Source organism: Cytobacillus sp. (assembly GCF_032154635.1).
Lineage (GTDB): Bacteria > Bacillota > Bacilli > Bacillales > Cytobacillaceae > Cytobacillus.
Genome location: NZ_JALDXW010000012.1, coordinates 1 through 25,507 on the forward strand (window position 1 = coordinate 1; position 25,507 = coordinate 25,507).

Below are 25,507 nucleotides of genomic sequence, written 5' to 3' on the forward strand. Positions count from 1 at the left end.
TAAAATTTCAAAGGCTTTTTCATTTCAGAGGTGGGTTTTGTCCCAGCCTCTTTTTTAACAAAAACTACCGCAAGATTCACTTGACATAAAGTTTAGGATATACATATAATATTAATTGATAACAATTATCATTATCAATAAGTGAAGGGAGTGTTTTTTTGACTTCAATTATACAAACGGATTTTTCCAAAATGCCTGGTCATTGGGTACTCGCAAAAATGGGTAAACGCGTCCTGCGTCCTGGTGGGATTGAACTAACAAAAAAGATGCTCGAGCACTTACATATAACAGAAGAAGATGATGTAGCGGAATTTGCTCCTGGTTTGGGAGTAACTGCAAAAATCGTCCTAGAGAAAAAGCCAAAATCTTATATTGCCATTGAACAAAATGATGATGCTGCTAAACAGGTAATTAAGTACCTGCCTCCAAAAAATGCTACTTGTATTATTGGTGATGCTCAATATACAAAACTGCCGAGTCAATCGGTTGATGTCTTATACGGAGAAGCAATGCTGACAATGCAATCAACTAAGCAAAAAGAGGAGATTATCGAAGAAGCAAATCGAATCTTACGAAAGGGTGGAAGGTATGGGATTCATGAGCTCTGTTTAAATCCAAATCACATTGATGAAAAATTAAAATCGACGCTTCGCCGTGATTTAGCAAATGCTATTCGTGTAAATGCTAAACCGCTGACTGTATTTGAATGGAAATCTCTTTTTGAAAATAAAGGCTTTAATGTCATCATCATCGAAATGCGGCCCATGCATTTATTAGAAAAGAAGCGGATGATTCAGGATGAAGGACTAAGGGGATTTGCAACGATCGTAAAAAATATTGCGGTGAATCCTGATGCTAGAAAAAGAATAGAAGATATGCATGGTACTTTTAAGAAATATGAGAAGTACCTGGGAGCGATTAGTATGATCATGGAGAAGCAATAATCAGCAGATAGAAAAAGAGACTGGGACAAAACTTAATTATCCACTTCTAAATCCGAATAATATACTTTACTAAACACGTGAAAAATAACAAAAACCGAACTACTCTGAAGCTCTAAAAGAGAGTCTCAAATAATAGTTCGGTTTTTTCATTTACTGAAAACCTTTTGTCTCAGCCTCTTTTTCATTTATTAATTAAATGAAGAATTACATTTATTTACATGGAGAAACTAAATTTGAATACTTTCGAAAGGGGAGTAAAACATAATGCAATCGTTAACTCAAACAGAAGTGGAAAATTTGCGCAAAATGATTGGCGAACATGGGATGATCGCTAACAAATTAGAAGCATATGCTCAATCAGCTATGGATCCAGAGTTAAAAACGATCCTGCAAAGAGATGCTCAGGCAGCAAAAACAGCACAGCAGCAGCTTTTAACATTTTTACAATAAGGAGGAATTTAATGTGCTTCAGGATAAAGATATCGTAAATGATTATTTAAATGGATTAAATGCGAGTTTAAAAAGCTATGCAGGTTATATTAGTGATGCCAATAATGCAGAGTTAAGACAAACATTGGTTCAATTAAGAAATGCCGATGAGTCTAGGCAGCGAACTGTTTATAATTATGCTCTGCAAAAAGGAGATTATAAGCCACCACAGACAGCCACGCAAGAGGAAATTCAACAAGTACTAACAGAGTTAACTTCTGGTCAATAATAGTAAAAACAGCAAAAATCCACTTGTTTCCTATTTCAAGCAAGTGGATTTTTGCTGTTAATGAAGAAGGTAAATATAATCTATTTATTATTATGGTAAAATAACACTATTCAATGACAACATATGTTTAATAACTGATAAGGGGTAAAGCAATGACAAAAGTAGGGTTAGTAATGAGGAAAATACAATTTACGGAGGCACAAGGTCCACGAATCTTTGCTGAACGTCTCAAAGCGATTGGAGAAGAGCTTGGTATTGAAATTATTTTTATTTCGCCGGAACGGCATGTGAGTGGCTATGACTGGCTTCCAGGATACGAGCATGAAAAAGGAGATCTCGTTAACTATGACATCGTACTAGATCAAATATATTCACAAAAAATTGAGCATGTAATTTACACTGTATCGGGTTTTACCTATTTAAAAATGTTTTTAAAAAATAGCGTGCTTTTTCCACATAGTTTTCCGGATCCCGCTTTAACAGGGTATGAGATGATGAAGCCATTTTATCAAATTGTTGACAAAGCAATCGTTCAAACGGAATTTTTGAAAAGGGAAATGGCACGTCATTTTGGTATACATGATGTGACAGTTATTCCGATTGGATTCAATGAAACACTTGCCAATAAGTACTATGATCCATCTCAAGTTGTAGATAACCGAATCCTTTGGATTGGCAGGGATGAAGAAAACAGAAGACCAGATATAGTGATTGAGTACGCTCGGAGAAACCCTGATAAAGAAGTATTTATGGTTTTTGGCGGCGAGCGCTATCGAGAAAGCATGAAAAAATATCACATTCCAAGCAATGTCAAACTACAATTTGCACTATCTCAAGATGAAATTTTCACCTTGATGAATTCTGCCAAGGTATATTGGAGCTGCTCAAAGTTTGACACATTTGCAATGCCATTAACTGAAAGCTTGGCTATGGGAAAAATTGTCGTTAAACCCGAGCATCCCTGCTATGATCATATCAGTGCACAGCATTCCTTCTCCGGCAACGAAAAGAACTGGTTTGAGCTAGTAAATATGGCTGCTTCAGTTCCAATTAAAGCATCTAAGCAAAATCGTGATTATGCATTTGATGCCTTTTCAAATACGGTGATGAAAGACGGCTACCGCAAATTCTTTAATGAGTGGATTAAGTAGTTCTTTTTGTGAGTAAACGAGTAAGAATGACAAAGAATAATCGTATTACTCAAAACAAAATGGAGTTGAATTCTATGTCAAATAGGAATTACATCCCTCGTGAAGAGGGGATAGATCATAGCTTGAGCCTTATGAGAGAAGGATATATGTATATTTTGAACAGGCGGCGCAGCTTTCATTCTGATATATTTGAGACCCGTTTATTTGGAAAAAAAGTAATTTGTATGGGAGGGAAGGAAGCTGCAGAGATTTTTTATGACTCTGAAAAGTTCAAAAGAAAAAATGCAGCACCTAATCGGGCAGTACAAACATTGTTTGGAAAAAATGGGGTTCAAAGTTTAGATGATAAAGAGCATAAGCTGCGTAAGGAAATGTTTATGTCAATCATGACTCATGATCAATTAAAAAAACTGATTAACGTCACAAAGGAACAATGGCAGTTTGCGGTAAATAAATGGAGGCAAATGGATGCAGTAATCCTTTATGATGAAGTACAAGAAATTTTGAGCCGAACAGCCTGCCAATGGGCAGGCGTACCTCTTCCAGAAGAAGAAGTAACTGAGTTATCCAAAGATTTAGGAGCAATGTTCGAGTCGGTTACTAAAGTTGGACCCAATCATTGGAAAGGGAGAAACGCACGAAATCAAGTAGAAAAGTGGGTTGGAGAGCTCGTTGATAAGGTTCGTAGCGGAAAAGTGCATCCTCCGAAAAATTCTGTACTAGATAAATTTATATGGCACCGTAATCTCGATGGAACTCTTCTTGACACAGAGACTGTAGCTGTTGAGATTATCAATATTTTGCGGCCGATAGTGGCGATCGCCATTTACATTAATTTTCTAGCATTGGCCTTGCATCATTATCCGGAAGAGAGAAAAAAACTGAAATCCGATAATGAAAATTATCCTGAATTGTTTATACAAGAAGTACGGCGATATTATCCTTTTTTTCCTTTTGTATCTGCTTTAGTAAAAAAGGATTTTACATGGAAGGGCTATACATTTGAAGAAGACACATTAACCTTGCTAGATCTCTACGGTACAAATCATGATCCAAGCACTTGGGATAACCCTGATCAATTTAATCCTGAACGATTCGCAAACAAGGAACTAACTCTTTATGATTTTATTCCCCAAGGGGGCGGTGATTACTTTATGGGTCATCGCTGTGCCGGCGAATGGCTAACTATTGAAGTCATGAAAGTCAGTCTTGACTATTTGGTAAACCAAATGGATTATGAGCTTCCTGAACAAGACTTAAGCTACAGTTTGGTCAGCATGCCAAGTATTCCGCATAGTAGAATAGTGATTAATCATGTCATATAATCATTATTAGCAAACGTTTAGTTTTCGATTTTATTCTAACAGATTGCTCAAATGAATCAGTAACATTATCGATTATCAGGGTGAACCGCCTTACTTTTTTGTATGGCGGTTTTTTTACCTCGCACTCGATTTTTTTGATACAAAATAATATTGGCCCTGAACTTTAGTGACGAAATTGGTAATTTCATTGATTGAAATCGCACAGATCATTCATGTTTTGCACATGACAAAACACAGAAACTATGGGTGAAACGTGGCTTTTTGTATAAACAAAATCTTAAAGGGAAATTTATATATATTAAGAAGAGAAAAGGCGGATATTAAAGATGGAGGAGGGAGGATTAACCCAATGGAATCTAAAAAAAAGAAAGTAAATATAGAACTGTCTTGTACAGAAATTGGTGGTCTTTGGGGTGTTTATTTACAAGAAAGCATGAGTTCCTGTTTTCTCAAATATTTTTTACATCACCTTCAAGACGAGGAAATTATTCCATTAGCAAAAGAGGCACTACAAATTTCACAAGTCCGATTAGAGGAAATAAAAAAAATATTCCTTGCAGAAAATTTTCCATTGCCTGCTGCTTTTTCAGAAAGCGATGTGAATTTATCTGCCCCTCCTTTATTTAATGATGTGTTTACTCTAAGTTATATTTATATGATGAATCGGTTGGGTATGATTAATTATAGCTATACTGCATCAAACAATGTTCGGCTTGATGTGCTTGATTTTTTTACCGAGTGTATTCATACGTCTACTGAAATGTTCGGTAAAGCAGTCAAGATGATGTTGTCCAAAGGCATTTATGATCGACCACCTAAAATGAACTATCCTAAAGAAATAGAATTTGTCCAGAAGGATTCCTTTATATCTGGAATAATAGGCAGAAAACGTCCCTTAAATGCCATTGAATTATCCGAAATTTTTTTTAATATTGAACGAAATTACTTTTCAATACTTATTATGCTTGCATTTGCTCAGGTCGTAAAAGAAAAGGATTTAAAAAAACAAATTATGAAGGGAAAAGCGATTAGTGAAAAGCAAATTTCCTTCTTCAATAATTTACTAATGGAGGAGGAGCTTCTTGGGACAGTGACCGTTGGCATGGAAGTAACTGATTCTACATTATCACCATTCTCAGATAAGCTTATTTTTTCTATGATCAATGTATTGAATTCCGTAGATATTAGCTTAATATCTCATGCAATGTCAGTTAGCATGAGAACCGATCTTACGGCTCAATATAGTAAAATCATTGCAGAGGTTATGTTGTACGCAAAGGAAATTTTTGATGTAGTAGTGGAGAAGAAGTGGCTGGAACAGCCCCCTTTAGTGACAAATAGAAACAAACTGATAAATAACAAAAAATAACGAAACATTTTCCAAGCTATGACAAATAACAATAGGGAAACCATGATGTTACTATGGTTTCCCTTCATTATTTTTATGTTTGATTCATAAATGAATGACAGTCTTTCATTCCACATACCGATTTTCATATCATGCTTTTCCATTCAAAAAAGCCAAGGTTTATTTTAATGATGTGATTGTCGGCAGGATAATATCCTTTCTACGGTACACACTCAGAATAAGACCTAGTATAGCAGAGTAAAACAGTAACATGCTTCCTCCATAGCTAATAAAGGGGAGGGAAACCCCCATAATTGGAACAGCCCCAATGCCCATAAGGATATTCCAGCAAGCAGGAATTGCGAATAATGTTGCACCGCCGATCACTAACAACCTCCCAAATTTATCCTTTGTTTTAAATGTGTTGATTGATACTCTTAGAATAAATATCATTAAGATTAAACAAAGAATCATTCCAAATAACCAGCCGAGTGAATAAACGAGATAAGGGAATACAAAATCTGTATGTGCTCCTGGGAGGAATTTTTGGATATTTATGTCATTGTATAGCCCATGACCGAACCATCCAGATTTAGAAAAGATTTCTTTAACCAAAATGTACATATATCCTGATCCATTTGGATCTGCATCTGGGTTAATAAAAGCAGAAAGTCTAGTAAAAAAAATGTCTTTGCGAGGGGATATGATCATCGTGCTTAAAAAAAATACACCTGCTGCCATATTAACCAGTCCTATCCTAATAGCTAACTTTTTCTGAACTTGAGAAAACGCAAACATAGTTGCAATACAAAAAATGTATATGATACTAAACATAATATTAGGAAGCATCATGTAGAAAAGACTAGGGATCCAAATTAGAAAAAATAGGAATACTTGTTTCTTCAAACTAGTAAACGTATTTACTTTGTTAATGATGCCAGCCCATGCAAGGTAAAATAGAAATAAGGAAAGGGCTGTTACATTCATTCTAAAATCCAAAAAAGAAATCCACGTTTTTGCCCCATTAGTTGTATAACCAAATAAATTTGTATATACAAGTAGAACTAAACCGCTCACATATATAAGCATCCACCAGTTCATAAGTTTCCTGTAATCAAAGAATATCATTCCTGCCATTACTATTACTCCAAGTGTGAACAAGATCGCTTGCCGTCCAATAAAGAAAGTATTGAAGATTGCCATTTCAGGGACACCGCCAATAAGTGGAAGAAAGCTAATACCTGCAATTATCATAAATAAAACAATCAGAACCCAATCCATTTTTGGTCTATGTAGGCGGTTTAAATGGTCTCCGATTGTAAAGGGATTTCCCATATCCTTTATCGCCTTTTCCTCTGCCTCTTCCTTTGAAAATTCCCGTTTTTGATAGGATTGGCTTAACTCTTCTAGGTGAGTAGTAAGCTCTTGCTTTATTAAGGCATGAGCTTCTTTGGATTTCACTTTAGATGTAACTTTACTTAAAAATTCTTCAAATCTTGAAGAGCTCATAAGGACGCCTCCTCCATTAAATGTTTTAGCGATAAAAGTTTCTTTGTGCTCCCTTGTTTATAAGCAGCAACATATTTTTTTCCTCTAGTAGTCAAAGAATAATATTTTTTTTCATTTATCCACTTTGAAGAAAGAATTTCTTTGTTTTCTAGCAGATGTAAAAGAGTATAGAGCTGTCCTTCATTATTTTGGAAACAAAATTCATTTTTTTGAAAAAGAAGAGTAGATATAGCGTACCCATGCTTTGATTCACGTTGAACTGTTTCTAAAACAGCTATAATGGTTGACTCTTTCCATGAATGGAGATTTAGCTGAGACTGTTTTCCTTTTATAGCTTCCTTCACAGCATCTTTCCGCTCACTTGAAAACGTAAGATCGTTAAAGGCAGTTTGTTTCATAGCTTTCTTTAGATTATTGAATCGGTTGTCCATTGATTAACCCTCCTTTATCAGCATGTCCTTAAGTAACTCTTTCGCTCGCTTTAGTCTAGTTTTTACAGTATTTATATTTACGGAAGTCACCTTACTGATTTCTGCTAATGGCAGCTCCTCATAATAATGGAGAAAAACGGCTTCCCTATACTTAACAGGTAAATTCATGACAGCTTGAGTCAAACTTTCTTCTTCATTTTTCGCGATAATCTCCTCTTCAACATGAACGGATTTGGATGGGAAATAATCCAAGATCTTCTCGTTTAGCGTGATTTTACGATAATGCCAGCTCCTTAAATAGTCCTTGCAATGATTACAAGCGATTCGATATGCCCAGGTTTTTATCGCAGACCTGCGGGTGAATTGATCTAATTTTTCATAGCACTTTATAAATATTTCTTGTGTCAAATCCTCTGCAACCACTCGATTTTTTACATATGTATAGACAAGATGCAGAATATCGTCGCTATATTCGTGCATTAATTGATCAATGATCTGTTCCTTATCATCCAAATCTTCCTCTGTCACCAACAAATGCTCTAGCTCACTCATCTAGTATCACCTCTTCCTACATTTTAGACGAAGCTGCCATCATTTGGGTTTGAAAAAAGATAAATTCTTTTTCAGAAGGATCGTGAGAAATCGGAACTTCCTATCATTCTTTTGTAATTTTTCTGTATAATAAAAGAAAGAAAATTTCGATATCTAGAGGAAAATATTATGATTAATGAAATTTATGGGGACACAAACAGCGATGCTACACTCTTAGCTATTCCAGCTTTAGGGGAGCGGAAAGAATTTTATTTACCATTAACTCAAACTGTGGAAATTAAAAAATACATGTTAATCTAATTATTCCTTCATCAAGTAAAGAAAAGCGAAGGTCATAGGAGGATTATTTAATTTGAAAAGAACATTTTACAGCAATGTGGCAACGTACATAATTAATAAAATTGCAGCGCTTGGGCTGTTAGTATTTATTATGTGTATATATTTAATATTGAGTTCTGAATTTGATTTATATGAGTTTACGGAATATATATCAAATATAAATATTTGGGGATTAATATGCGGGTATGCGCTAGTAGCGACCGTACTAATCGATTTAGTTGGGTATAAATGGATAGAATTCACATTCAAGACGAGCATTCTTTTACATTGTTTAGCTGGTTTCATTGTGTTTTTCCCATTTATGGGTATTCATTTGTTCTCGTTGATTGCCGGAGGTGTTGGTGCATTATGTGCGTTTATTTATACAATCAGCTACTATTTTATTAAGAAAAAAAAGTCACTCGTTTGGATTGCACTGTTAGTTTTCCCTTTACTATTAAGTATAGGATTAATTGATTTTACTACAAAAAAAGAATGGATCGAGGAAAAGACCATATCATCATTTTCAGCAGAGTTTGAGCGTTTCAATGGAAAGCACGGGATTCCGATAGATTTGGAAAAGGGAGACGTAGTAACATGTCATATATCCTTTGACCAATTGAATGAGGGCGGGTATGGGTATCATATTTCAGATAGTAATGGGGAATTGGTAAGCATGAACGAATTAGAAAAGACAGATAATGAATATGATAATAAGGATACGAACACCATCCAATTTACGGCAAAAAAAAGAGGCGTATATAAGTTAATAGTCACAGGAGATCATTTGAAAGGGAAATTTGATGTTAAATGGAAAATAAACTAGTCCTTAATGTGAATATTTTTTAATCTACTATTTATATTAATTGATTAGTATATTCCTAAAAAAGCCTGATGTCTCTTTAAAAAGTACCCTATAGGTAGATATTTTTGGTGTCTACTCTATAGGGTGCACTTTACTTTTCTTACAATGGGAAAATGAGGCTTTCATCTTCAAGATAAAAAATACCGAGTTCGTTTCATGCCTTCACTTCAGACTTATACCAAGACCTGTATGAGGTCGAGTTGCTTTAAACCAATGCAAACAAAGGATGAAGATTAGAACAATATCAATGACATCTCCGCCGTAATACATAAGCATGCCTCCAATTTCTGCTTGTTTTAACAGGACTCCTTCAGGAGGGTGAGCGTAAATGTATTTTGATAGAATTCCATGTCCAGCTATAGCAGCAACTAATACAATTGCACGATTCAAAAAAGGAATCCGGTGGGGAATCGGATCAATATAGATTATTGACACTGTAAATAAATAACCAGCTAAAAAGAAGTGGAAATGCACAACAAGATGCAAAAAAATATTCTTATGCATAAGTGAGTATAGGCTAGTAGTGTAAAATAACCAAAGACCTCCTATATTTAGGCAGGTTGCAACAAGTGGATGGGTAAATATACGCGATGGCCAACTTCTTAGAACTTTTGTAAGCCGTCTCGCTAAGGGAACGCTTAGCGTTCGGAGTACAAGTGTGATTGGCGCACCCAATGCCATAAGCAATGGAGCAAGCATTCCCAAAAGCAAATGACCAAACATGTGTGCTGTGAAATCTGTATAACCACGGTTAGCCAGGGGACCAGCAACTGTAAAAATAGCAAAGATAACGCCGAAAGCCCAGCAAATAGTACGGTATATCGGCCACGACTTGTATTGCCTATTTGTATGCAGTACTGCAAGAAGATACATTACCAAAGCCAATATAAATGGCAGAGCCATGAAAAGCTGAGAAATGAAACCAAATGCATGATCAAAACTGGGACCATCCGGAGGATGAATAGGTCTATTCGTGATCATGTGCAGCAGCCTTTCTAAAGTGCTGTCCACTTCGTCTACTAGCAACAAAGATCAGACCAATAATGATCATAAAAACAGCCAGTATATTCCATATTAGATCGTAGACGAAAACATTTTCAACATACCGAATCTGGTGAATTCGCATAAGTTTATGCTGGATTGTCCCATCGTACAACTGAAACCCACCTGTACCAAGGAAAATGCCTCCCCACCATCTTTTATGACACATTGCATTTCGTCTGCGGATATCAGCAAAAATAAACAATCCACCAATGGTTGCAAACCAACTAAAAGCATGAAACAGCCCATCGGAGATAAGTCCAATATCGGTTGTGGATTTATCATAAAAATGATGCCAGCGCAATAGTTGATGAAAAATAGTCTCATCTATAAAAGCTGCTAGACCAACTCCAAACAAAAAACCTGACCATATAACGCGTTTTCTGTACTTAGAGCTGTTAATATAAGCTGAATTGTTTTTTTTGTTCCCTTTTTCAGTAGCCATCAGCTTCTCCTTCGCACAAATCATACATATGGCTTATTTTTTCCATTTATTTCTCATCATAAACGGGTCGAAAAAAAGGAAATAATGATTCTGCGATTTGGGGACGTTATCCAGTTGTACTTAAGAATGAAGGAAATAATAATCAATGGAGAATAGGGTATTCATTAGGGGGATTCGCTTGAATAATCGACATGAAACACCTGAAAAAGAGAGAGAGCAATTAAGACAAGAAGAACTTAAAAAAAATCGGATTGGTGCATTAAAAGATGGAATTAATAGAGGTGAACATACTAATTTAGCAGATATGGTTGGTGGTTTGGGATGGAAAGGCACAGGAGTACTTATTATTATTTTAGTCATTGGATATATTTTATTTAAACTGATTTTCTAAAGAATGTAGACAAACTAATGCGCAATAGGCATTTGACTATAATATAAGCTTAAAATCAACAATAAATTAAGACCTTCGAACAAACGAAGGTCTTAATTTATTGCTGTAAAATCAGTATTAAATGGTTTACAAGCTAAATACACTTGAGTGAATTTGACAACAGTGTTATATCTGTATATACTGAGTATATACAGATATAACGAATTGAGGGATGTTATGCAGTGAATATTATTATCTCAAATTCTTCAGATGAACCAATTTATTTACAAATAGTAAATCAATTAAAGGAGCAAATTGTTAAAGGAGAACTAGAAGAATCTCAGCCGCTCCCATCCATTAGGAATTTATCTAAGGAATTAAAAGTCAGTGTTATTACAACAAAAAGAGCCTATGATGAGCTAGAAAATGAAGGATTTATCGTTACAGTGGCAGGAAAGGGTTCATATGTTGCAGCAATTAACAAGAATATGTTTCGTGAAGCCAAAGTAAAAATGATTGAAGAAAAAATGACAGAAGCAATTGATACAGCAAAGATGGTTGGATTAACTTTAGAAGAGCTTCAAGATATGGTCAAAATCATATATAAGGGATGGTAAAAGTGAATAATATAATGGAAATTACCGATTTATCGAAAAGCTATAAAGACTTTTCTTTAAAAGGTATTAATATTACTCTTGAAAAAGGGTATATAATGGGCTTTATTGGTCCTAATGGTTCCGGAAAAAGTACTACTATAAAACTTATTATGAATTTAATAAAGAAAGATAGCGGTGACATAAAAATTTTCGGTTTAGATAACGAATCAAATAATCTCTCGATTAAAGAAAGAATCGGTTTTGTTTATGATGAAAATTACTTTTACGAAGAATTAACTGTAAAAGAAATGAAAGAAATGGTACGTCCATTTTATAGTAGATGGGATGAAAAAATTTTTAAAAGATATGCTAAAGACTTTGAACTTCCTTTAAATAAAGAAATTAAGCATTTGTCAAAAGGAATGAAGATGAAGTTCTCTTTAGCCATTGCTCTTTCCCATCATGCGGAACTTTTAATCATGGATGAACCAACTTCAGGATTAGATCCGCTTATCCGATCTGAACTATTAGATGTTCTGCAATCATTATTACAGGATGAAAATAAATCCATATTCTTTTCAACACATATAACTTCTGACTTAGACAAAATTGCCGATTTTATTACATTAATTAACAATGGAGAAATCATATTAAGTAAAACAAAGGATGAGCTTTTAGAGGAACACTGTATCGTAAAAGGCAGTAAAAAACAATTGAATATAGATAATCCATTAAACTTTATAGGAATAAAACAAAACGATTTTGGATTTGAAGCGTTATGTAGAGATAAAAAAGCAGTGATTAAACAATACGGCGATTCCGTAATAATAGAAAAACCGACACTAGAAGATATTACGGTGTTTTACACGAGAAGGAGTGATCATCATGTATCATCTAATTAAAAAAGACATTTTGATGCAAAAGAAAGCATTAAAATTATCTGTTCTATTGATCATCTTTTTTACTATCACCCTTTCAAATATGGGCCCTGCTGGACTGACAGTAGGTGTCTTGGCTATAAGCTATCAATTAGTGTTAGGAGCAAGTGCATTAGAAGATAAGAATAAAAGTGATGTCATTCTTATTAGTCTGCCAATCAAGAGAACTACGATTGTTTTATCTAAATACGTGTCAATTTATATTTATGCAGCATATGCCGCTCTTGGGTTTTATCTAATTTATTTGATTACAAGCTTACTAAACCTTCCACTTGATATTCCTTTTAATTTTTCTGGATTTATTGGAGCTATTATTGCTGTTACCTTGTTTTGCTCGATAGCGTTTCCTTTAATTTTTAAATACGGCTTTTTAAAAGCGAAAATGGCAAACCTATTTATTTTCTTTGTATTTGTTTTTGGAGGAACAGGGCTGGTAAGTTATTTAAATAAAAACAATAAACTGTTGATGAGCCAGGACATAATCTCTTTCTTTAGGAATAGCTCAGATATTGAACTATTGCTGATATTAGCAGTTCCACTTGTTCTAATTCTAATTTGCTCGTATAATATTTCACTAGCTTTTTATAAAAAAAGAGAATTTTGAAGCGAAAAGAGGGGACTATGAAATATACATTTGGATTAAGAACCGACTCCTTCAGAAAAATAAAAAGTTTTCAAAAATTATTTGCTTAAGGTAAAATTAAAATAGGATTACTTGAAGATTGCTACTAGAAAATAATTACGTGATTTCTTCCAAGACGCTTTTAGAAAACGAATTATTTGTATGTGAAAATACAGTAAGGAGGAAACACCCATGTCAGTGGAAAATAAAGCCGGCAGTAAAGAAGAGTTGTCACTAGAACAACAGGAGGAATTGCTCAGGTTGTTGAAAGCACGTTTTGAGAAAAACATGAACCGCCATGAAGGTCTTGATTGGGCTAAAATCCAAGCAAAGCTGGAAGCGAATACAGAAAAACTGTGGTCGCTCCATGAAATGGAAAGAACTGGCGGTGAGCCGGATGTTGTTGGACATGATGAAAAGCAGGATGAATACATTTTTTATGATTGTTCAAAGGAAAGCCCTACAGGCCGCAGAAGTGTTTGTTACGACCGTGAGGCGTTAGAGTCAAGGAAAAAACATAAACCAGAAAATAGCGCAATTGATATGGCAACTGCCATGGGCATTGATCTCTTAACGGAGGAACAATATCGAGCATTGCAGAAACTTGGAAATTTCGATATGAAAACATCAAGTTGGGTACAAACCCCCAACGATATTAGAAAACTCGGCGGTGCCCTTTTTTGCGATTATCGTTTTGGGCACGTCTTCGTGTACCACAATGGGGCAGACTCGTACTATGGTGCCAGGGGCTTCCGTGGCTCGTTAAGGGTATAATTTTCGCATAGCAATTGAATAAACCAACAAGCGTTAATCTTCCAATGATTAACGCTTATTGGTTTATCTAATATTTTTTGGAGGGCGTATTATTTTTTAGGCAAAAGTTAAAACAAAGAAAAAGACATTACTTTTTGAATGCCTTTTTTAACAGATCTTTTCTTTAGTAGCAATATCCTTCACAACATCTTCTAAAGTAAGGCTTCTTAAAACCTTCTCCATTGCCAATTGGGCTGCTGTGAATATTGGTTCAATTGTATTTTGGATGTGCCTGCCTACTGGGCATTCAGGATTGGGATTATCATGTACAGTAAATAACTCTTTTTCCTGTACAACATTCACTGCCTTATAGACATCAAATAGGGTTATATCAGATAATTCTTTTGCGAGTTCAGCTCCCGCAATGCCAGGTCGAACTTTTACCAATTTGGCATTTTTAAGCATTCCAATAATTTTCCTGATGACAGCTGGATTTGTATTTACACTTCCGGCTAAAAACTCTGAGGTGCTAATTCCACTTTTATTTATCTCAATAAGAGCTAATATATGAATACCTACAGAAAATCGACTACTAATTGACATGTTTCTCACCTTTCATTAATCCATGTATCTTAATCATACACCTGTAATTTATTTTATTACAAGTATTTATTCATGGTAATAGCTATGAATGAAAAATAAACAAAATAGAGATTATAAAAAAGTGTTGACAAATGCTTAACTTGTAATTATCATGATTACATGTAATCGAAGTGATTACAATTCAAGTTTATTGGAGGACTATAAAATGAAAATAGCCATTATTGGAGCAAGTGGAAAAGCAGGAAGTCTTATTCTGAATGAAGCAGTTAGTCGTGGACATGAAGTAACAGCTATTGTAAGAGATGCTTCAAAACTTAAAGATAAAAACGTTGCGGTTATAGAAAAAAGTATATTTGACCTAACAGCTGATGATGTGAAAAAGTTTGACATAGTAGTTAATGCCTTCGGTGCCCCTCTTGGTGAAGAGCAAGCACACGTTGATGCTGGTCATGCTTTAATTGAAGCACTAAAAGGAACCAGAACAAGAGCCATTATTGTAGGTGGAGCTGGAAGCCTTTATGTAGATGAGAACAAAACGGTTACGGTAATGGAAACACCTGATTTTCCTGAAATCTTTCTCCCGACTGCTAAAGGACAAGGACGCAATTTACGAGAATTACAGGAAACTTCTACGATTACATGGACATTTATAAGTCCTTCTGCGTTGTTTGATGCAGATGGAAAAAGAACAGGATCATACCAATCTGGAAAAGACCATCTTTTGGTTAATTCAAATGGTGAAAGTTATATCAGCTATGCAGACTTTGCAATTGCTGTATTGGATGAAATTGAAAATCCACAACATATAAATGAACGTTTTACAGTTGTCGGTGAAGCAGAATAAGTTTTTGTAAAGTGAAATATTTAAACGAAATGCCATTGGGTGTGAACGCTAATGGCATTTTGCTATTTCTTGAAAAGCCATTTTCCAAGGAAAAAAGGAAAAACAATTAGAAGATTTTGAAAGGTATTAAGAAAACATATAAAAGAGTTGACAATGATTTAGATTATGTGTTAAATTTATCTCGAAATAAAGATAAATGAATTCAAAGTAAAAAAAGAAGCATTTATTTTTTTCGCTATATATCTCGAATTCGAGATGAAAAATAAAAACAAATTGGAGGAGTTTAAAATGGCAAAATGGACAGTAGATCAATCACATTCATCTGTAGGATTTGAAGTAAAACATATGATGGTTTCAAAAGTAAAAGGTCAGTTTGATTCTTATAAATCAGATGTAAAAGCAGATGATATAACAGATTTAACAACAGCTACAATCGAATTCAAATTTGATGTAGCGAGGCATTAACACAAAAAATGAAGATCGTGATAATCACTTAAAATCAGCAGATTTTTTTGATGTAGAAAATTACCCGTCCATTGATTTTACATCTAAAAACATTACAAAAAATGGTGATGATTACAAAGTAACTGGTGACTTAACTATAAAAGATGTAACACAATCAGTAACGTTTGATGTTGAATTCGGTGGGAAAGGAACAAACCCATGGGGAGTAGAAGTCTATGGTTTCGAAGCAGTGGCAAAAATTAACCGTGAGGATTTTGGTCTAACATGGAATGCTGCACTTGAAACAGGCGGGGTTTTAGTAGGAAAAGATATTAAAATTAAAGTTGAATTTGAAGTCAATCCAGCATAATTGCTTAAGAGGCAATGCTGAATTTCCATATATAAATTCAGCATTATCAACTAGTCTTAAGGAGGGATACGAATGGATCTAGCTAGTGAGGAATTAAAAGCCGTAACTATCATACTTCGTGCCTCCCAAGCCATTCAAGAAGTCATTCGAAAAGATGTAGCCAATTATGGATTAAATCCCACGGAATTCTCCGTCTTAGAACTGCTGTATAAAGGTGACCAACCCATTCAAAAGATTGGAAAGAAGATCCTTATTTCCAGTGGAAGCATCACCTATGTAGTAGATAAACTTGAGCAGAAAAAATATGTAAAACGCCAGGGGTGTCCGGGGGACCGCCGAGTTATCTATGCAGTGTTAACAAGTGAGGGGAAAGCATTAATGGATGAGATTTTCCCACAACATGTTATAAAAATAGGGCAAATATTCACTGATCTAAATTTAGATGGGATTAATCAAACAATCAAATTATTAAAAAAAGTTGGTTATAGAGCAAAAAGCATCTGATTTTTTATGAAAGTATCTTGTATAAGAGATACTTATAATAGAGAGATCTTTCACAAACATTGCATTATTTATTCACTTTGAACTAGTAACAAATGGGGCAGGATTTATAGTAGATGAAGTATATAAAACTCTGGGTGAAAAATTACTTGTAAGGAGGTGAAAAAGGAAAATGGGCTTTTTAAATAAACTATTTGGGGTTAAACAAAAGGAGGAAGAAACTATGACAAAATTAAACATTGGGATTATTATAGGATCTACACGTGAAGGACGTGTGAGTCCACAAGTAGCTGCATGGGTAAAAGAAGTAGCAGATAAACGTGGTGATGCAAACTATACAATTATTGATATTGCTGATTACAAACTACCACTACTTGGTGAACCTGGCGGAGACGCTTCAGGAGCTGCAGCTTGGTCAGAAATTATCGCAAAACAAGATGGATTCGTATTTGTTGTTCAAGAATACAATCACTCGATTACAGGAGCGCTTAAAAATGCACTAGATTATCTTCGTGATGAGTGGAACAATAAAGCAGCTGGAATCGTTTCTTACTGTTCAGTAGGTGGAGCACGTGCTGCTGAACATTTGCGAGGCATTCTAGGTGAATTATTAGTGGCTGATGTACGTGTACACCCAGCACTATCGCTATTTACTGATTTTGAAAATGGAACGGACTTTAAACCAAAGGCAGTGCAAGAGGATTCAGTTAACCAAATGTTAGATCAATTAATTCCTTGGTCAAAAGCTTTATTCACCATTCGATAAATTTTAAGCACGATAGCGAAAATTAATTCATGTACATGTGCACGGTTAATGCACATGTACATTTAAATAACTTGATTACAAGAGTATGAGGGCTGAGCAGATCATTAGTAAACAAAATTAATAATGATCTGCTCAGTACTTATACGAAAGACGCTATGAGTTGTAGTTATTACTGTAAGCAAATACAGTTTACTAATGATGTGGCATATTAAGCGAAAGGTAAAGGAAAAATGAAGGAAGCCTGTAAGTGAATTGTCACGATAATTTAATAAAGATAATTAGGAGTGAAAAAAATGAGTAAAAAAACAATGGGGATTCACCATATTACAGCTATTGTTGGTCACCCACAGGAAAATGTTGATTTTTACGCTGGAGTATTAGGTTTACGTTTAGTGAAACAAACAGTCAATTTCGATGATCCAGGAACCTATCACCTTTATTTTGGAAATGAAGGAGGAAAGCCAGGCACCATCATTACATTTTTCCCATGGGCAGGAGCTAGCCAGGGAGTGATTGGAGATGGGCAAGTAGGGGTTACTTCCTATGTAATTCCGAAGGGTTCAATGGATTTTTGGAAAAAGAGATTAGAAAAATTTCAAGTATCTTATACAGTGACGAAACGTTTTGGAGAAGAGTTTTTATATTTCGATGATCCTCATGGTCTTCACTTGGAGATCGTGGAAAGAGAAGCAGGAGAGAATAATACTTGGACATTCGGAGAGATAGTACCCCAAGTGGCGATAAAAGGTTTTGGAGGAGCTACATTATTGTCCACTCAGCCGAGCAAAACAGCCGAGCTGCTAGAAAAAGTTATGGGGCTGGAAGTAGTGGGGCAAGATGGAGACTTTATACGTTTTCGTTCCACGGCTGATATAGGAAATATCATTGACCTTAAATTGACAACGACTGGCAGGGGAGAAATGGGAGTTGGAACGGTTCATCACATTGCTTGGCGTGCCATTGATGATAAGGATCAATTAAGCTGGCAGCAATATGTAGCTGAAAATGGCTATGCTGTTACTCCTGTTCGAGATAGAAATTATTTTCATGCGATTTACTTTAGAGAGCATGGAGAGATTCTTTTTGAAATTGCAACCGATCCTCCAGGATTTGCTCATGATGAATCCCATGAAACGATGGGTGAAAGCTTAATGTTGCCTACTCAGTATGAACAGCATAGAGAACAGCTTGAACGAGTATTGATACCAATTGAAGTGAGAGAGCTGGATTAATTTATTATATGTAAAGGAATGATCACTTTGCTAACGATTGACCCAGGTTCTATGTCTGAAAGAGAAAATTATAAATTTTTGATAGGAAGTATAATCCCCAGACCGATTGCATTTGTTACAACGATGTCGAAAAATGGAGTTTTAAACGGGGCACCTTTTAGCTACTTTAATATCGTTTCATCAAACCCCCCAATGATATCCTTATCCATTCAACGCTCAAACGGAAAAATGAAGGATACTGCCAGAAATATCAAGGAATCCAACGAATTTGTTATCCATGTGGTTGATGAACAAAATGTTGAAACAATCAATCAAACTGCAGCTAGCCTTCCATCTGATCAAAGTGAAGTAGAGTTGGCAAAATTAACGCCTGTTCAAAGTGTGAGGGTATCTGTTCCAGGAGTAAAAGAAGCGAAAATACGAATGGAATGTATTGTAGAGCAATTCTTGGAGTTAGGTGGTAAAGATTCTCCTGGATGTGATCTGTTTATTGGAAAAGTCGTTTTATTTCATATTGAAGATGCGATTTATGAAAAAGGAAGAATTGATCCAAGGGGACTAGCAGCTATAAGCAGATTGGCCGGACATGCATACGCAAAAGTTGGAGAGATTTTCGAAATAGATAGACCTAAATAGGATGTTTTCAAATGGAGGAAATGGAGCAAAGTAATATGCTTAATACACTAGGGATTCATCATATATCAGCGATGGTTAATGATGCACAAAGGAATATTGATTTTTATGCAGGTGTACTTGGGCTAAGGCTTATCAAAAAAACGATTAATTTTGATCGCCCAGAAGTTTATCATCTTTATTTTGGAAATGAAACCGGGGAACCAGGTACAGCTATTACTTTTTTTCCATGGGCCAAGCAGCTAAAAGGGAGAATAGGTACAGGACAGGTAGGAGTTACTAGCTATTCAATACCCAAAGGATCTTCTTTGTTTTGGGAACAGCGATTGAAAAAGTTTCATATAGAATACACCATCACTAACCGCTTCGATGAAACCTATTTAAGATTTGATGACCCCGATGGACTCCATCTTGAATTGGTAGAACGGGAGGAAGGTCCCTTCAATCCTTGGAGTTTTGGAGAGATCCACTCTGAAAATGCCATAAAAGGGTTTAATGGAGCAGTATTGTATTCTGCGCAACCACATAAGACAGCAGATGTTTTAGAAAATGTACTAGGATTGGATTGTATCGGGCAAAAACAAGAATTTCTCAGATTTAAGTCTAAAGCACATATTGGAAATACTATCGACATACATTTGAAACCTTCTGTTAGAGGTTTGATGGGGGCTGGTACGGTTCACCATATTGCATGGAGAGCAAAAGATGAACAAGAACACCAAAGATGGAGAGCGCTGCTCCTTGAAAAAGGATTCTATCCAACAGAGATACTTGACCGTAATTACTTCAAAGCGCTGTATTTTCATGAAGGCGGTGGCATTCTTTTTGAAATCGCAACAGACTCTCCTGGATTTACGATAGATGAACCAGTTGACGATCTTGGAAGAAAATTGATGCTGCCATCCTGGTTAGAACCAAAAAGGGAAGAATTAGAGGAAGTGTTACCTGATGTGAAGGTACGTATACTAGAGGGGGATGAATAATGAAACACATATTCAACAAAGGACAAAATCCAACAAAACCTACATTTTTGATGCTGCATGGTACTGGAGGAAACGAATTAGATCTGTTGCCATTAGCGGGAAGAATAGACGATGAGGCAAGTGTGTTAAGTGTAAGGGGAAATGTATTAGAAAATGGCATGCCGAGATTCTTTCGCAGATTAGCTGAAGGTGTATTTGACGAAGAGGATTTAATTTTTCGAACGAAAGAATTGAATGATTTCCTTAATGATGCAGCAGAAAAGTATGAATTTGATCGGGATAATTTAATCGCTATCGGATACTCAAATGGAGCAAATATAGCAGCAAGCCTGCTATTTCATTTCCAAAACGCTTTAAAAGGCGCGATACTCCATCACCCAATGGTGCCACGAAGAGGAATTGAACTTCCAGACCTATCTGGGAAGTCCGTCTTTATCGCGGCAGGAACAAACGATCCAATCTGTTCACCAGAGGAATCAGTGGAATTACAAAATTTACTAGTAAAAGCGAATGCGAACGTAGAACTTCATTGGGAAAATAGAGGCCATCAATTGACCATGAACGAAATAGAAAAAGCTCGAGAGTGGTATTTAAAAATGAATTGAAATTTTTTCATATAGTAACCTGGGGATTCCCCAATTAAAGACCTGAATAATTTGGTGATACTTACCTTTTATATTATTATGTTGATTCACTTACACTAAATGTATTGATTCACTTACAAGTAGCAAATTCAAAAGGAGCCATTCTATGTTCAAACCAAATTCCTAACGCAGTATTGTATAACTGAGAATAATAAGTTCTATTTATGTTTTGGAGGGAACAGGATGCCGAAAATCACTGTCTTAGGTCATGGTACATTTGAAGTAGAGTCAGGGAAAAAGTTAGTGTTAGCGTTAGAGGATATTGGTGTGAGTATATTGCACCGTTGTGGAGGTAATGCTAAGTGTACAACTTGCAGAGTAGAGGTCCTAGAAGGCGACATTTTTGATATAACAAAAATAGAAAAGAATGCTTTTTTTGAGAAGGATATAGTCGATGATTATTTACGTTTATCTTGTCAAATTCGTGTAAACAGTGATTTAACTATTCGTCCGGTTATGACTAAGCAGAATTCCGGCTTAGATCCGGGTCCTAGACCAGCTGAATAAAACATGAAAATATATAATCTATTTATAGTTTCTGTAAAACAGTTCTTTTTTTAGTTAACAAATTATTAAGTGAAAATTTTTAAACTTATATAAAAAAGTTGGACACACTTTTAATAGAATAAAGCAAAAAACAACCCTTTTTAGAGAGGTGTTCGTTTATTGTTATAATATAATTTATACCCAGCCCAATTTGAAAGCTAATCGGAAACAAACGATTAGCTTTTTATTTGTTTTGAAAATAAAAATAAGGAAATGAAATTATTTTAAAAAAACGCAATGTACATGTCATGTATTAAACAAACCGAGGGAACACTTTAAAATAACATAGTCATTTAACTTTACTTTTAAGGATTTTACTAATCATGAGATGGAGGGACATTCATGGATAACAAAAATTGTGATTTTTCACCCATGAAAGAGAATTTAGAAAATGGAATTAAACACCTCATTCATCTACTGGAATCAAATTTAAAAATACTAAGTAATGAAAGCTATTGTGTATTGGGAAGTTTAGAAGATGTTAAAGATGAGCTTAATTCACTAGAATCTACAGCAGCCTCCTATTATTTAGATTGTTATTTATCCGCTTTTACTGACACACATAATATTTTGTCTTCTACTGTTCAGCACCTTTCAAATCTAAAACATGGGGCATTGATAGTAGTGGAGCGCGGTGATTCTATTGAATCTATTATCCAAAAAGGTACAGCAATTGGAGCAACAGTAACACCCAAGTTATTGGGATCGATTTTTTACCCTGGGAATCCGCTCCATGATGGGGCTGTTTTAATCCGAGGAAACGCTGTTGTTTCGGCCTCAAATGTTCTGCCCTTAACTAATAAAGTATTTGGGGAAAAAAAACTTGGAACACGCCACCGTGCTGCTATTGGAATATCTGAACAAAGTGATGCCCTCGCTCTTGTTGTTTCCGAGGAAACAGGAAAAATTTCTTTTGCCTTAAACGGGAAACTATATCCAATTAACACTACTCAGCCCATTGTTTTCTAAGTCCACAAAAGCCCTTTTTGAAAATAATATGAAAAAGACAACGGAATTGAATTTATTTGCAAGGGAACATTATTGGTAGGGGTTTTATAATTTCTAACCTAAAGTTACTTTGCTAAAAAAATTTATGGAGTTAGGAATTTGTAATAGTATCAATTTCTTTTGGAGGATGTTATTTATGGAGAAAAAACTGTTAAATTTACTTACATTTCTATGCTTTATTTCATTGCCATTTTTATTTAAGGGATCAAAAGTGAGAGAGAATCTCGTGATTTTTTTCTCAAAAGGAGTCATTGCAACTCTTATTGATGCTTATGTTGTTGGAACTAACAGAGTTGAATATCCGGTACGTCCATTTTCAAGAATTTTCAAAACAAATATTATTTATGATATCTTATTTTTCCCAATTTTAAGTGTTGTTTGGGTGAAAATTTCATACAATGACAAGTTTTTGAAGATATTGCTTAAAAGTTTGATTTTTAGTGTTCCTATGAGTATTGGTCAATGGTTTATGGAAAGGAATACAAGATTATTTAAATGGAAAAAATGGTCATCTATTCATACCTTTGCTAGTGTCAGTTTTACTTTATTTACGATTAGAGGGTTAGTTGGGTTTTTAAAGATAATTGATAAATTCAAAGCTAAGCAAACTGTAAATGAAAATTAAAGGCTGATTTTATCAAAAAAACTTATAAGTTAGAAGCTATTTTCTTTTTGTATAGTTTTTCCGGGCTTTGGTCACTGGTTAAAAGGTCAACTTAATAAAGAAATATTGTTTGTTTAACTTTTCGTTACAATCAATCTTATGTGCTCACCTATAATAATTGGTGTATATCGTTTTTTCCTAATTGGCATCCAATGAAGTTTCTAATTCCATGACTAGGAATTGTTTTTTTCTGCGGTATGGCATATTTTATAATGGCTATCATAAGGAGTATTCCTAGTATTAAAGGCAATAACAGTTATTCTTTTTATTTTTGCATTTTTTACTTTAATTCATTTTTCCATCAGAAAAATATCAATTTCACTTTCATAATCTTCACGATTAACTCCCCAGTATGTTGAGCTTAAAATATAAAGTTGAATACAATTGAAATCGGATATAAAGGTAATCTTGTTGACAATTTTTTAAATCTGGCATATCTTATACTTATCTTAATAATCGGCAGATGTTTACTATCCGCTTTCTAGTTAATTAATACTTTAGCATTCTTTTAATATGTGATATTGATTGGATGAAAAAGTATCCTAATTAAAAAAAGGAAGAGTAACGTAAATCGATTGATTTCATAAGCAAGGAACTAAATTAAAATTTACCGATGTTTTGCATAAATGGAAGTTAAAACAGTAAGTAAAATAACTTATAAAAGGTAGCTCTTCAAAAAACTTCGCTGAAGTTAGTTGAAGTGAAGCCGACAATTTTCAAGGTTCAATGATTTAAGATCATCATTGAATAATTGAAAGTTGTCGGTTTTTTTATTGATAAGGATTTTTTGTCCGTTATGTATTTTGAAAAAGGGAGAATTTTAAATGTTAGTTTCACTGAGTTTGTCATCATTGTTAACTTTATTTTTTATTATGCTTTTTGCTTCTGGGTTAAGTGGACTATTGTTTTTACACCCGCGAATACCCTTAAGTTTTGTTCGAATTCATATTTGGATCGTAGCTTTACCTCCTTTGGTTTCTTTAATAGCCTTTCTTAATTCCAATGTAAATGGAAATATTGGTCCATGGCACTTAGACTCCTTAGCTTGGTTAATCGTTTTCTTTGTTCTTGCAATTGGTTTAATCATTCAGCGTTTTTCTGTCCGTTATTTATTGGGAGATCGTTCGTATCGAAAATACTTTATACTTTTCACCTTCACTACAGGTGCTGCTTCAATGGCATGGTTAAGTGATGATCTCCGCTTGTTGATTATATTTTGGGGAGCAACTCTCACCGGTTTAGCCTTACTATTAAGAATAAACCGCGGATGGAAACCTGCACGTGAGGCATCCAAGGTTTCTGCTCGCCTATTTACATTAAGTTGGTTTTCATTATTACTCGTGGTGATTTGGCTTTTTCAAGTCACAGGTCAATGGCAGTTATCATTCGCTCTAACAAATGAATATTTAGTTCAACTTGGATCATGGGAAAGAACAGGGATAAATTTATTGATTGTATTAGCAGTGATCATTCCAGCTGCTCAATGGCCTTTCCAAAGATGGTTAATTGAATCTGTTGTTGCTCCGACCCCTGTTTCTGCGATTATGCATGCAGGTTTAGTAAATGCAGGAGGGATAATGCTGGCACGGTTTTCACCACTTTTTAATGGTGATATCGCATCGATTATCTTACTTATTCTTGCAAGCATTTCAGTATTGCTTGGGACTGGGATTGGTTTAGTCCACGTTGACTACAAGCGTCAGTTAGTAGGCTCCACGATTGGACAAATGGGGTTTATGCTAATCCAATGTGCATTAGGCGCGTACGCAGCAGCTATCATTCATCTTATTTTACATGGCTTGTTCAAAGCTACGCTGTTTTTACAGGCTGGTTCCGCAGTTCGTCGTTTCGAAGTTTCTACTCGCGTTAATGAAAGGTCATCCTTTTTGTGGATCGTGACTGGCAGGATGTTAGGTCTAGTCGTAGGTGCCGCTTTTTGGCTCAAAGCTCCTGGAGAGGGGTATCAATTGATTAGTGCGTTAATTTTAGGATGGTCATTGTCCGTTTCTTGGACACAGCTCATCGCTTTTGGGGAAGGGAGAATTGGTCGAATGGCTGGCTTATTGTTTCTAGGAGGAGCCGCAATCGTTTACTTTATTGTTCATAACCTTTTCTTTGAGTGGTTGCATACAAGCTTAAATCAGAGTGTTCAGCCTCCAACGTCAATTGTCATCATTGTCGTAGGTCTCTTACTATTTGGTAGTGCTATAGGTACGTGGGCTGCTCGTAATCGTTCTTCTGTTTCGTTCGCAGTACTCTATCTTTGGTTAGTACGATTAGGCGAAGCTAAATCAAAATCCGTTGAGAGTCATCCAAACTACCTTAAACAATATAATTCATAAG

Annotated in this window: 30 protein-coding genes and 1 pseudogene; 25 read left to right on the forward strand and 6 right to left on the reverse strand. The window is 35.2% G+C overall.

Annotated features, from left to right (window positions below; genetic code table 11):
• Nucleotides 1-158: 158 nt before the first annotated feature.
• The 6 genes from RUH74_RS10310 to RUH74_RS10335 all read left to right on the forward strand — a co-directional run bounded on the left by RUH74_RS10310 (nucleotide 159) and on the right by RUH74_RS10335 (nucleotide 5,507).
• On the forward strand, nucleotides 159-944 hold the full coding sequence (locus tag RUH74_RS10310; RefSeq protein WP_313800221.1) for a class I SAM-dependent methyltransferase: 786 nt from the start codon (nucleotides 159-161) through the stop codon (nucleotides 942-944).
• A 264-nt stretch (nucleotides 945-1,208) separates the two neighbouring features.
• A complete protein-coding gene (locus RUH74_RS10315) occupies nucleotides 1,209-1,394 on the forward strand; it encodes a hypothetical protein (RefSeq protein ID WP_313800222.1) in 186 nt (61 codons plus the stop codon).
• A gap of 13 nt (nucleotides 1,395-1,407) precedes the next feature.
• The gene (locus RUH74_RS10320; protein ID WP_313800223.1) at nucleotides 1,408-1,662 is read left to right on the forward strand and encodes a spore coat protein; all 255 of its coding nucleotides are present in this window, start codon (nucleotides 1,408-1,410) and stop codon (nucleotides 1,660-1,662) included.
• A 152-nt stretch (nucleotides 1,663-1,814) separates the two neighbouring features.
• On the forward strand, nucleotides 1,815-2,813 hold the full coding sequence (locus tag RUH74_RS10325; RefSeq protein ID WP_313800224.1) for a glycosyltransferase: 999 nt from the start codon (nucleotides 1,815-1,817) through the stop codon (nucleotides 2,811-2,813).
• Between the two features lie 74 nt (nucleotides 2,814-2,887).
• Nucleotides 2,888-4,138 (forward strand): CYP152 family fatty-acid peroxygenase CypC, encoded by a 1,251-nt coding sequence (gene cypC / locus RUH74_RS10330; protein WP_313800225.1) that lies wholly within the window; start codon nucleotides 2,888-2,890, stop codon nucleotides 4,136-4,138.
• A 349-nt stretch (nucleotides 4,139-4,487) separates the two neighbouring features.
• Nucleotides 4,488-5,507, forward strand: a complete 1,020-nt coding sequence (locus RUH74_RS10335) for a DUF3231 family protein (protein WP_313800226.1) — start codon at nucleotides 4,488-4,490, stop codon at nucleotides 5,505-5,507.
• Between the two features lie 159 nt (nucleotides 5,508-5,666).
• Here RUH74_RS10335 and RUH74_RS10340 read toward each other — a convergent pair whose 3' ends face one another.
• From RUH74_RS10340 to RUH74_RS10350, 3 genes are read right to left on the reverse strand one after another with little or no spacing between them, the layout of a single operon-like run.
• Entirely contained in the window at nucleotides 5,667-6,995 is a 1,329-nt protein-coding gene (locus RUH74_RS10340; protein ID WP_313800227.1) for an FtsW/RodA/SpoVE family cell cycle protein, read from the reverse strand.
• Nucleotides 6,992-7,426, reverse strand: a complete 435-nt coding sequence (locus tag RUH74_RS10345; RefSeq protein WP_313800228.1) for a PadR family transcriptional regulator — start codon at nucleotides 7,424-7,426, stop codon at nucleotides 6,992-6,994. Before RUH74_RS10345 ends, RUH74_RS10340 begins: the two co-directional genes overlap by 4 nt.
• A 3-nt stretch (nucleotides 7,427-7,429) precedes the next feature.
• Complete coding sequence (locus RUH74_RS10350) at nucleotides 7,430-7,978, reverse strand: sigma-70 family RNA polymerase sigma factor (RefSeq protein WP_313800230.1); 549 nt, start codon at nucleotides 7,976-7,978, stop codon at nucleotides 7,430-7,432.
• A gap of 168 nt (nucleotides 7,979-8,146) precedes the next feature.
• On the opposite strand from RUH74_RS10350, the gene RUH74_RS10355 reads away from it, so the two are divergent.
• Together RUH74_RS10355 and RUH74_RS10360 are read left to right on the forward strand one after the other, a co-directional pair.
• Complete coding sequence (locus RUH74_RS10355; protein WP_313800231.1) at nucleotides 8,147-8,278, forward strand: hypothetical protein; 132 nt, start codon at nucleotides 8,147-8,149, stop codon at nucleotides 8,276-8,278.
• A 52-nt stretch (nucleotides 8,279-8,330) separates the two neighbouring features.
• Nucleotides 8,331-9,122 (forward strand): hypothetical protein, encoded by a 792-nt coding sequence (locus RUH74_RS10360; protein WP_313800232.1) that lies wholly within the window; start codon nucleotides 8,331-8,333, stop codon nucleotides 9,120-9,122.
• Between the two features lie 201 nt (nucleotides 9,123-9,323).
• On the opposite strand, the gene RUH74_RS10365 is transcribed toward RUH74_RS10360, so the two are convergent.
• Entirely contained in the window at nucleotides 9,324-10,064 is a 741-nt protein-coding gene (locus tag RUH74_RS10365; protein WP_313800343.1) for a cytochrome c oxidase assembly protein, read from the reverse strand.
• A 64-nt stretch (nucleotides 10,065-10,128) separates the two neighbouring features.
• Complete coding sequence (locus RUH74_RS10370) at nucleotides 10,129-10,647, reverse strand: DUF2243 domain-containing protein (RefSeq protein ID WP_396229993.1); 519 nt, start codon at nucleotides 10,645-10,647, stop codon at nucleotides 10,129-10,131.
• A 178-nt stretch (nucleotides 10,648-10,825) separates the two neighbouring features.
• Here RUH74_RS10370 and RUH74_RS10375 point away from each other — a divergent pair, with 178 nt between their 5' ends.
• The 5 genes from RUH74_RS10375 (at nucleotide 10,826) to RUH74_RS10395 (ending at nucleotide 13,947) form a co-directional block, all read left to right on the forward strand.
• On the forward strand, nucleotides 10,826-11,038 hold the full coding sequence (locus RUH74_RS10375) for a DUF6366 family protein (RefSeq protein WP_313800234.1): 213 nt from the start codon (nucleotides 10,826-10,828) through the stop codon (nucleotides 11,036-11,038).
• Nucleotides 11,039-11,259: 221 nt separating this feature from the next.
• Nucleotides 11,260-11,634 (forward strand): GntR family transcriptional regulator, encoded by a 375-nt coding sequence (locus RUH74_RS10380; protein WP_313800235.1) that lies wholly within the window; start codon nucleotides 11,260-11,262, stop codon nucleotides 11,632-11,634.
• An 11-nt stretch (nucleotides 11,635-11,645) separates the two neighbouring features.
• On the forward strand, nucleotides 11,646-12,515 hold the full coding sequence (locus RUH74_RS10385) for an ABC transporter ATP-binding protein (protein WP_313800344.1): 870 nt from the start codon (nucleotides 11,646-11,648) through the stop codon (nucleotides 12,513-12,515).
• Nucleotides 12,499-13,155 carry an ABC-2 transporter permease gene (locus tag RUH74_RS10390; RefSeq protein WP_313800236.1) on the forward strand — a complete coding sequence of 219 codons (657 nt, stop codon included), beginning with the start codon at nucleotides 12,499-12,501 and terminating at the stop codon, nucleotides 13,153-13,155. Before RUH74_RS10385 ends, RUH74_RS10390 begins: the two co-directional genes overlap by 17 nt.
• Nucleotides 13,156-13,365: 210 nt before the next feature.
• Nucleotides 13,366-13,947, forward strand: a complete 582-nt coding sequence (locus RUH74_RS10395; RefSeq protein ID WP_313800237.1) for a DUF4256 domain-containing protein — start codon at nucleotides 13,366-13,368, stop codon at nucleotides 13,945-13,947.
• A gap of 147 nt (nucleotides 13,948-14,094) precedes the next feature.
• On the opposite strand, the gene RUH74_RS10400 is transcribed toward RUH74_RS10395, so the two are convergent.
• A complete protein-coding gene (locus RUH74_RS10400; protein WP_313800238.1) occupies nucleotides 14,095-14,529 on the reverse strand; it encodes an Rrf2 family transcriptional regulator in 435 nt (144 codons plus the stop codon).
• Nucleotides 14,530-14,734: 205 nt separating this feature from the next.
• On the opposite strand from RUH74_RS10400, the gene RUH74_RS10405 reads away from it, so the two are divergent.
• From RUH74_RS10405 to RUH74_RS10460, 12 genes and pseudogenes are all read left to right on the forward strand, one after another.
• Nucleotides 14,735-15,373, forward strand: a complete 639-nt coding sequence (locus tag RUH74_RS10405; protein WP_313800239.1) for an NAD(P)-dependent oxidoreductase — start codon at nucleotides 14,735-14,737, stop codon at nucleotides 15,371-15,373.
• A 288-nt stretch (nucleotides 15,374-15,661) separates the two neighbouring features.
• Nucleotides 15,662-16,187: pseudogene (locus RUH74_RS10410) on the forward strand (YceI family protein).
• Between the two features lie 72 nt (nucleotides 16,188-16,259).
• Nucleotides 16,260-16,691 carry a MarR family winged helix-turn-helix transcriptional regulator gene (locus tag RUH74_RS10415; protein ID WP_313800240.1) on the forward strand — a complete coding sequence of 144 codons (432 nt, stop codon included), beginning with the start codon at nucleotides 16,260-16,262 and terminating at the stop codon, nucleotides 16,689-16,691.
• A gap of 169 nt (nucleotides 16,692-16,860) precedes the next feature.
• Nucleotides 16,861-17,454 carry an NADPH-dependent FMN reductase gene (locus tag RUH74_RS10420; RefSeq protein WP_313800241.1) on the forward strand — a complete coding sequence of 198 codons (594 nt, stop codon included), beginning with the start codon at nucleotides 16,861-16,863 and terminating at the stop codon, nucleotides 17,452-17,454.
• 293 nt (nucleotides 17,455-17,747) lie between these two features.
• The gene (locus tag RUH74_RS10425; protein ID WP_313800242.1) at nucleotides 17,748-18,686 is read left to right on the forward strand and encodes a ring-cleaving dioxygenase; all 939 of its coding nucleotides are present in this window, start codon (nucleotides 17,748-17,750) and stop codon (nucleotides 18,684-18,686) included.
• Nucleotides 18,687-18,713: 27 nt separating this feature from the next.
• Nucleotides 18,714-19,322, forward strand: a complete 609-nt coding sequence (locus tag RUH74_RS10430; protein ID WP_313800243.1) for a flavin reductase family protein — start codon at nucleotides 18,714-18,716, stop codon at nucleotides 19,320-19,322.
• Nucleotides 19,323-19,357: 35 nt separating this feature from the next.
• A complete protein-coding gene (locus RUH74_RS10435; protein ID WP_313800345.1) occupies nucleotides 19,358-20,302 on the forward strand; it encodes a ring-cleaving dioxygenase in 945 nt (314 codons plus the stop codon).
• A complete protein-coding gene (locus RUH74_RS10440) occupies nucleotides 20,302-20,907 on the forward strand; it encodes an alpha/beta hydrolase (protein WP_313800244.1) in 606 nt (201 codons plus the stop codon). The genes RUH74_RS10435 and RUH74_RS10440 overlap by 1 nt, the downstream gene beginning before the upstream one ends.
• 222 nt (nucleotides 20,908-21,129) lie before the next feature.
• Nucleotides 21,130-21,453: a 2Fe-2S iron-sulfur cluster-binding protein gene (locus tag RUH74_RS10445; protein ID WP_313800245.1), complete on the forward strand. Its 324-nt coding sequence runs from the start codon at nucleotides 21,130-21,132 to the stop codon at nucleotides 21,451-21,453.
• Between the two features lie 381 nt (nucleotides 21,454-21,834).
• A complete protein-coding gene (gene cdaS / locus RUH74_RS10450) occupies nucleotides 21,835-22,461 on the forward strand; it encodes a sporulation-specific diadenylate cyclase CdaS (RefSeq protein WP_313800246.1) in 627 nt (208 codons plus the stop codon).
• A 175-nt stretch (nucleotides 22,462-22,636) separates the two neighbouring features.
• Nucleotides 22,637-23,125, forward strand: coding sequence for a CBO0543 family protein (locus RUH74_RS10455; RefSeq protein ID WP_313800247.1), 489 nt, complete (start codon nucleotides 22,637-22,639; stop codon nucleotides 23,123-23,125).
• A gap of 863 nt (nucleotides 23,126-23,988) precedes the next feature.
• The gene (locus tag RUH74_RS10460) at nucleotides 23,989-25,506 is read left to right on the forward strand and encodes an NADH dehydrogenase subunit 5 (protein ID WP_313800248.1); all 1,518 of its coding nucleotides are present in this window, start codon (nucleotides 23,989-23,991) and stop codon (nucleotides 25,504-25,506) included.
• Nucleotide 25,507 lies beyond the last annotated feature (1 nt).

Coding starts and splice junctions, on each gene's coding strand:
- RUH74_RS10315 (WP_313800222.1), top strand. CDS start 1,209: ATGCAATCGTTAACTCAAACAGAAGTGGAAAATTTGCGCAAAATGATT.
- RUH74_RS10325 (WP_313800224.1), top strand. CDS start 1,815: ATGACAAAAGTAGGGTTAGTAATGAGGAAAATACAATTTACGGAGGCA.
- cypC (WP_313800225.1), top strand. CDS start 2,888: ATGTCAAATAGGAATTACATCCCTCGTGAAGAGGGGATAGATCATAGC.
- RUH74_RS10335 (WP_313800226.1), top strand. CDS start 4,488: ATGGAATCTAAAAAAAAGAAAGTAAATATAGAACTGTCTTGTACAGAA.
- RUH74_RS10340 (WP_313800227.1), bottom strand. CDS start 6,995: ATGAGCTCTTCAAGATTTGAAGAATTTTTAAGTAAAGTTACATCTAAA.
- RUH74_RS10345 (WP_313800228.1), bottom strand. CDS start 7,426: ATGGACAACCGATTCAATAATCTAAAGAAAGCTATGAAACAAACTGCC.
- RUH74_RS10350 (WP_313800230.1), bottom strand. CDS start 7,978: ATGAGTGAGCTAGAGCATTTGTTGGTGACAGAGGAAGATTTGGATGAT.
- RUH74_RS10355 (WP_313800231.1), top strand. CDS start 8,147: ATGATTAATGAAATTTATGGGGACACAAACAGCGATGCTACACTCTTA.
- RUH74_RS10365 (WP_313800343.1), bottom strand. CDS start 10,064: ATGGCTCTGCCATTTATATTGGCTTTGGTAATGTATCTTCTTGCAGTA.
- RUH74_RS10370 (WP_396229993.1), bottom strand. CDS start 10,647: ATGGCTACTGAAAAAGGGAACAAAAAAAACAATTCAGCTTATATTAAC.
- RUH74_RS10390 (WP_313800236.1), top strand. CDS start 12,499: ATGTATCATCTAATTAAAAAAGACATTTTGATGCAAAAGAAAGCATTA.
- RUH74_RS10395 (WP_313800237.1), top strand. CDS start 13,366: ATGTCAGTGGAAAATAAAGCCGGCAGTAAAGAAGAGTTGTCACTAGAA.
- RUH74_RS10400 (WP_313800238.1), bottom strand. CDS start 14,529: ATGTCAATTAGTAGTCGATTTTCTGTAGGTATTCATATATTAGCTCTT.
- RUH74_RS10405 (WP_313800239.1), top strand. CDS start 14,735: ATGAAAATAGCCATTATTGGAGCAAGTGGAAAAGCAGGAAGTCTTATT.
- RUH74_RS10415 (WP_313800240.1), top strand. CDS start 16,260: ATGGATCTAGCTAGTGAGGAATTAAAAGCCGTAACTATCATACTTCGT.
- RUH74_RS10420 (WP_313800241.1), top strand. CDS start 16,861: ATGGGCTTTTTAAATAAACTATTTGGGGTTAAACAAAAGGAGGAAGAA.
- RUH74_RS10425 (WP_313800242.1), top strand. CDS start 17,748: ATGAGTAAAAAAACAATGGGGATTCACCATATTACAGCTATTGTTGGT.
- RUH74_RS10435 (WP_313800345.1), top strand. CDS start 19,358: ATGCTTAATACACTAGGGATTCATCATATATCAGCGATGGTTAATGAT.
- RUH74_RS10440 (WP_313800244.1), top strand. CDS start 20,302: ATGAAACACATATTCAACAAAGGACAAAATCCAACAAAACCTACATTT.
- RUH74_RS10445 (WP_313800245.1), top strand. CDS start 21,130: ATGCCGAAAATCACTGTCTTAGGTCATGGTACATTTGAAGTAGAGTCA.
- cdaS (WP_313800246.1), top strand. CDS start 21,835: ATGGATAACAAAAATTGTGATTTTTCACCCATGAAAGAGAATTTAGAA.
- RUH74_RS10455 (WP_313800247.1), top strand. CDS start 22,637: ATGGAGAAAAAACTGTTAAATTTACTTACATTTCTATGCTTTATTTCA.
- RUH74_RS10460 (WP_313800248.1), top strand. CDS start 23,989: ATGTTAGTTTCACTGAGTTTGTCATCATTGTTAACTTTATTTTTTATT.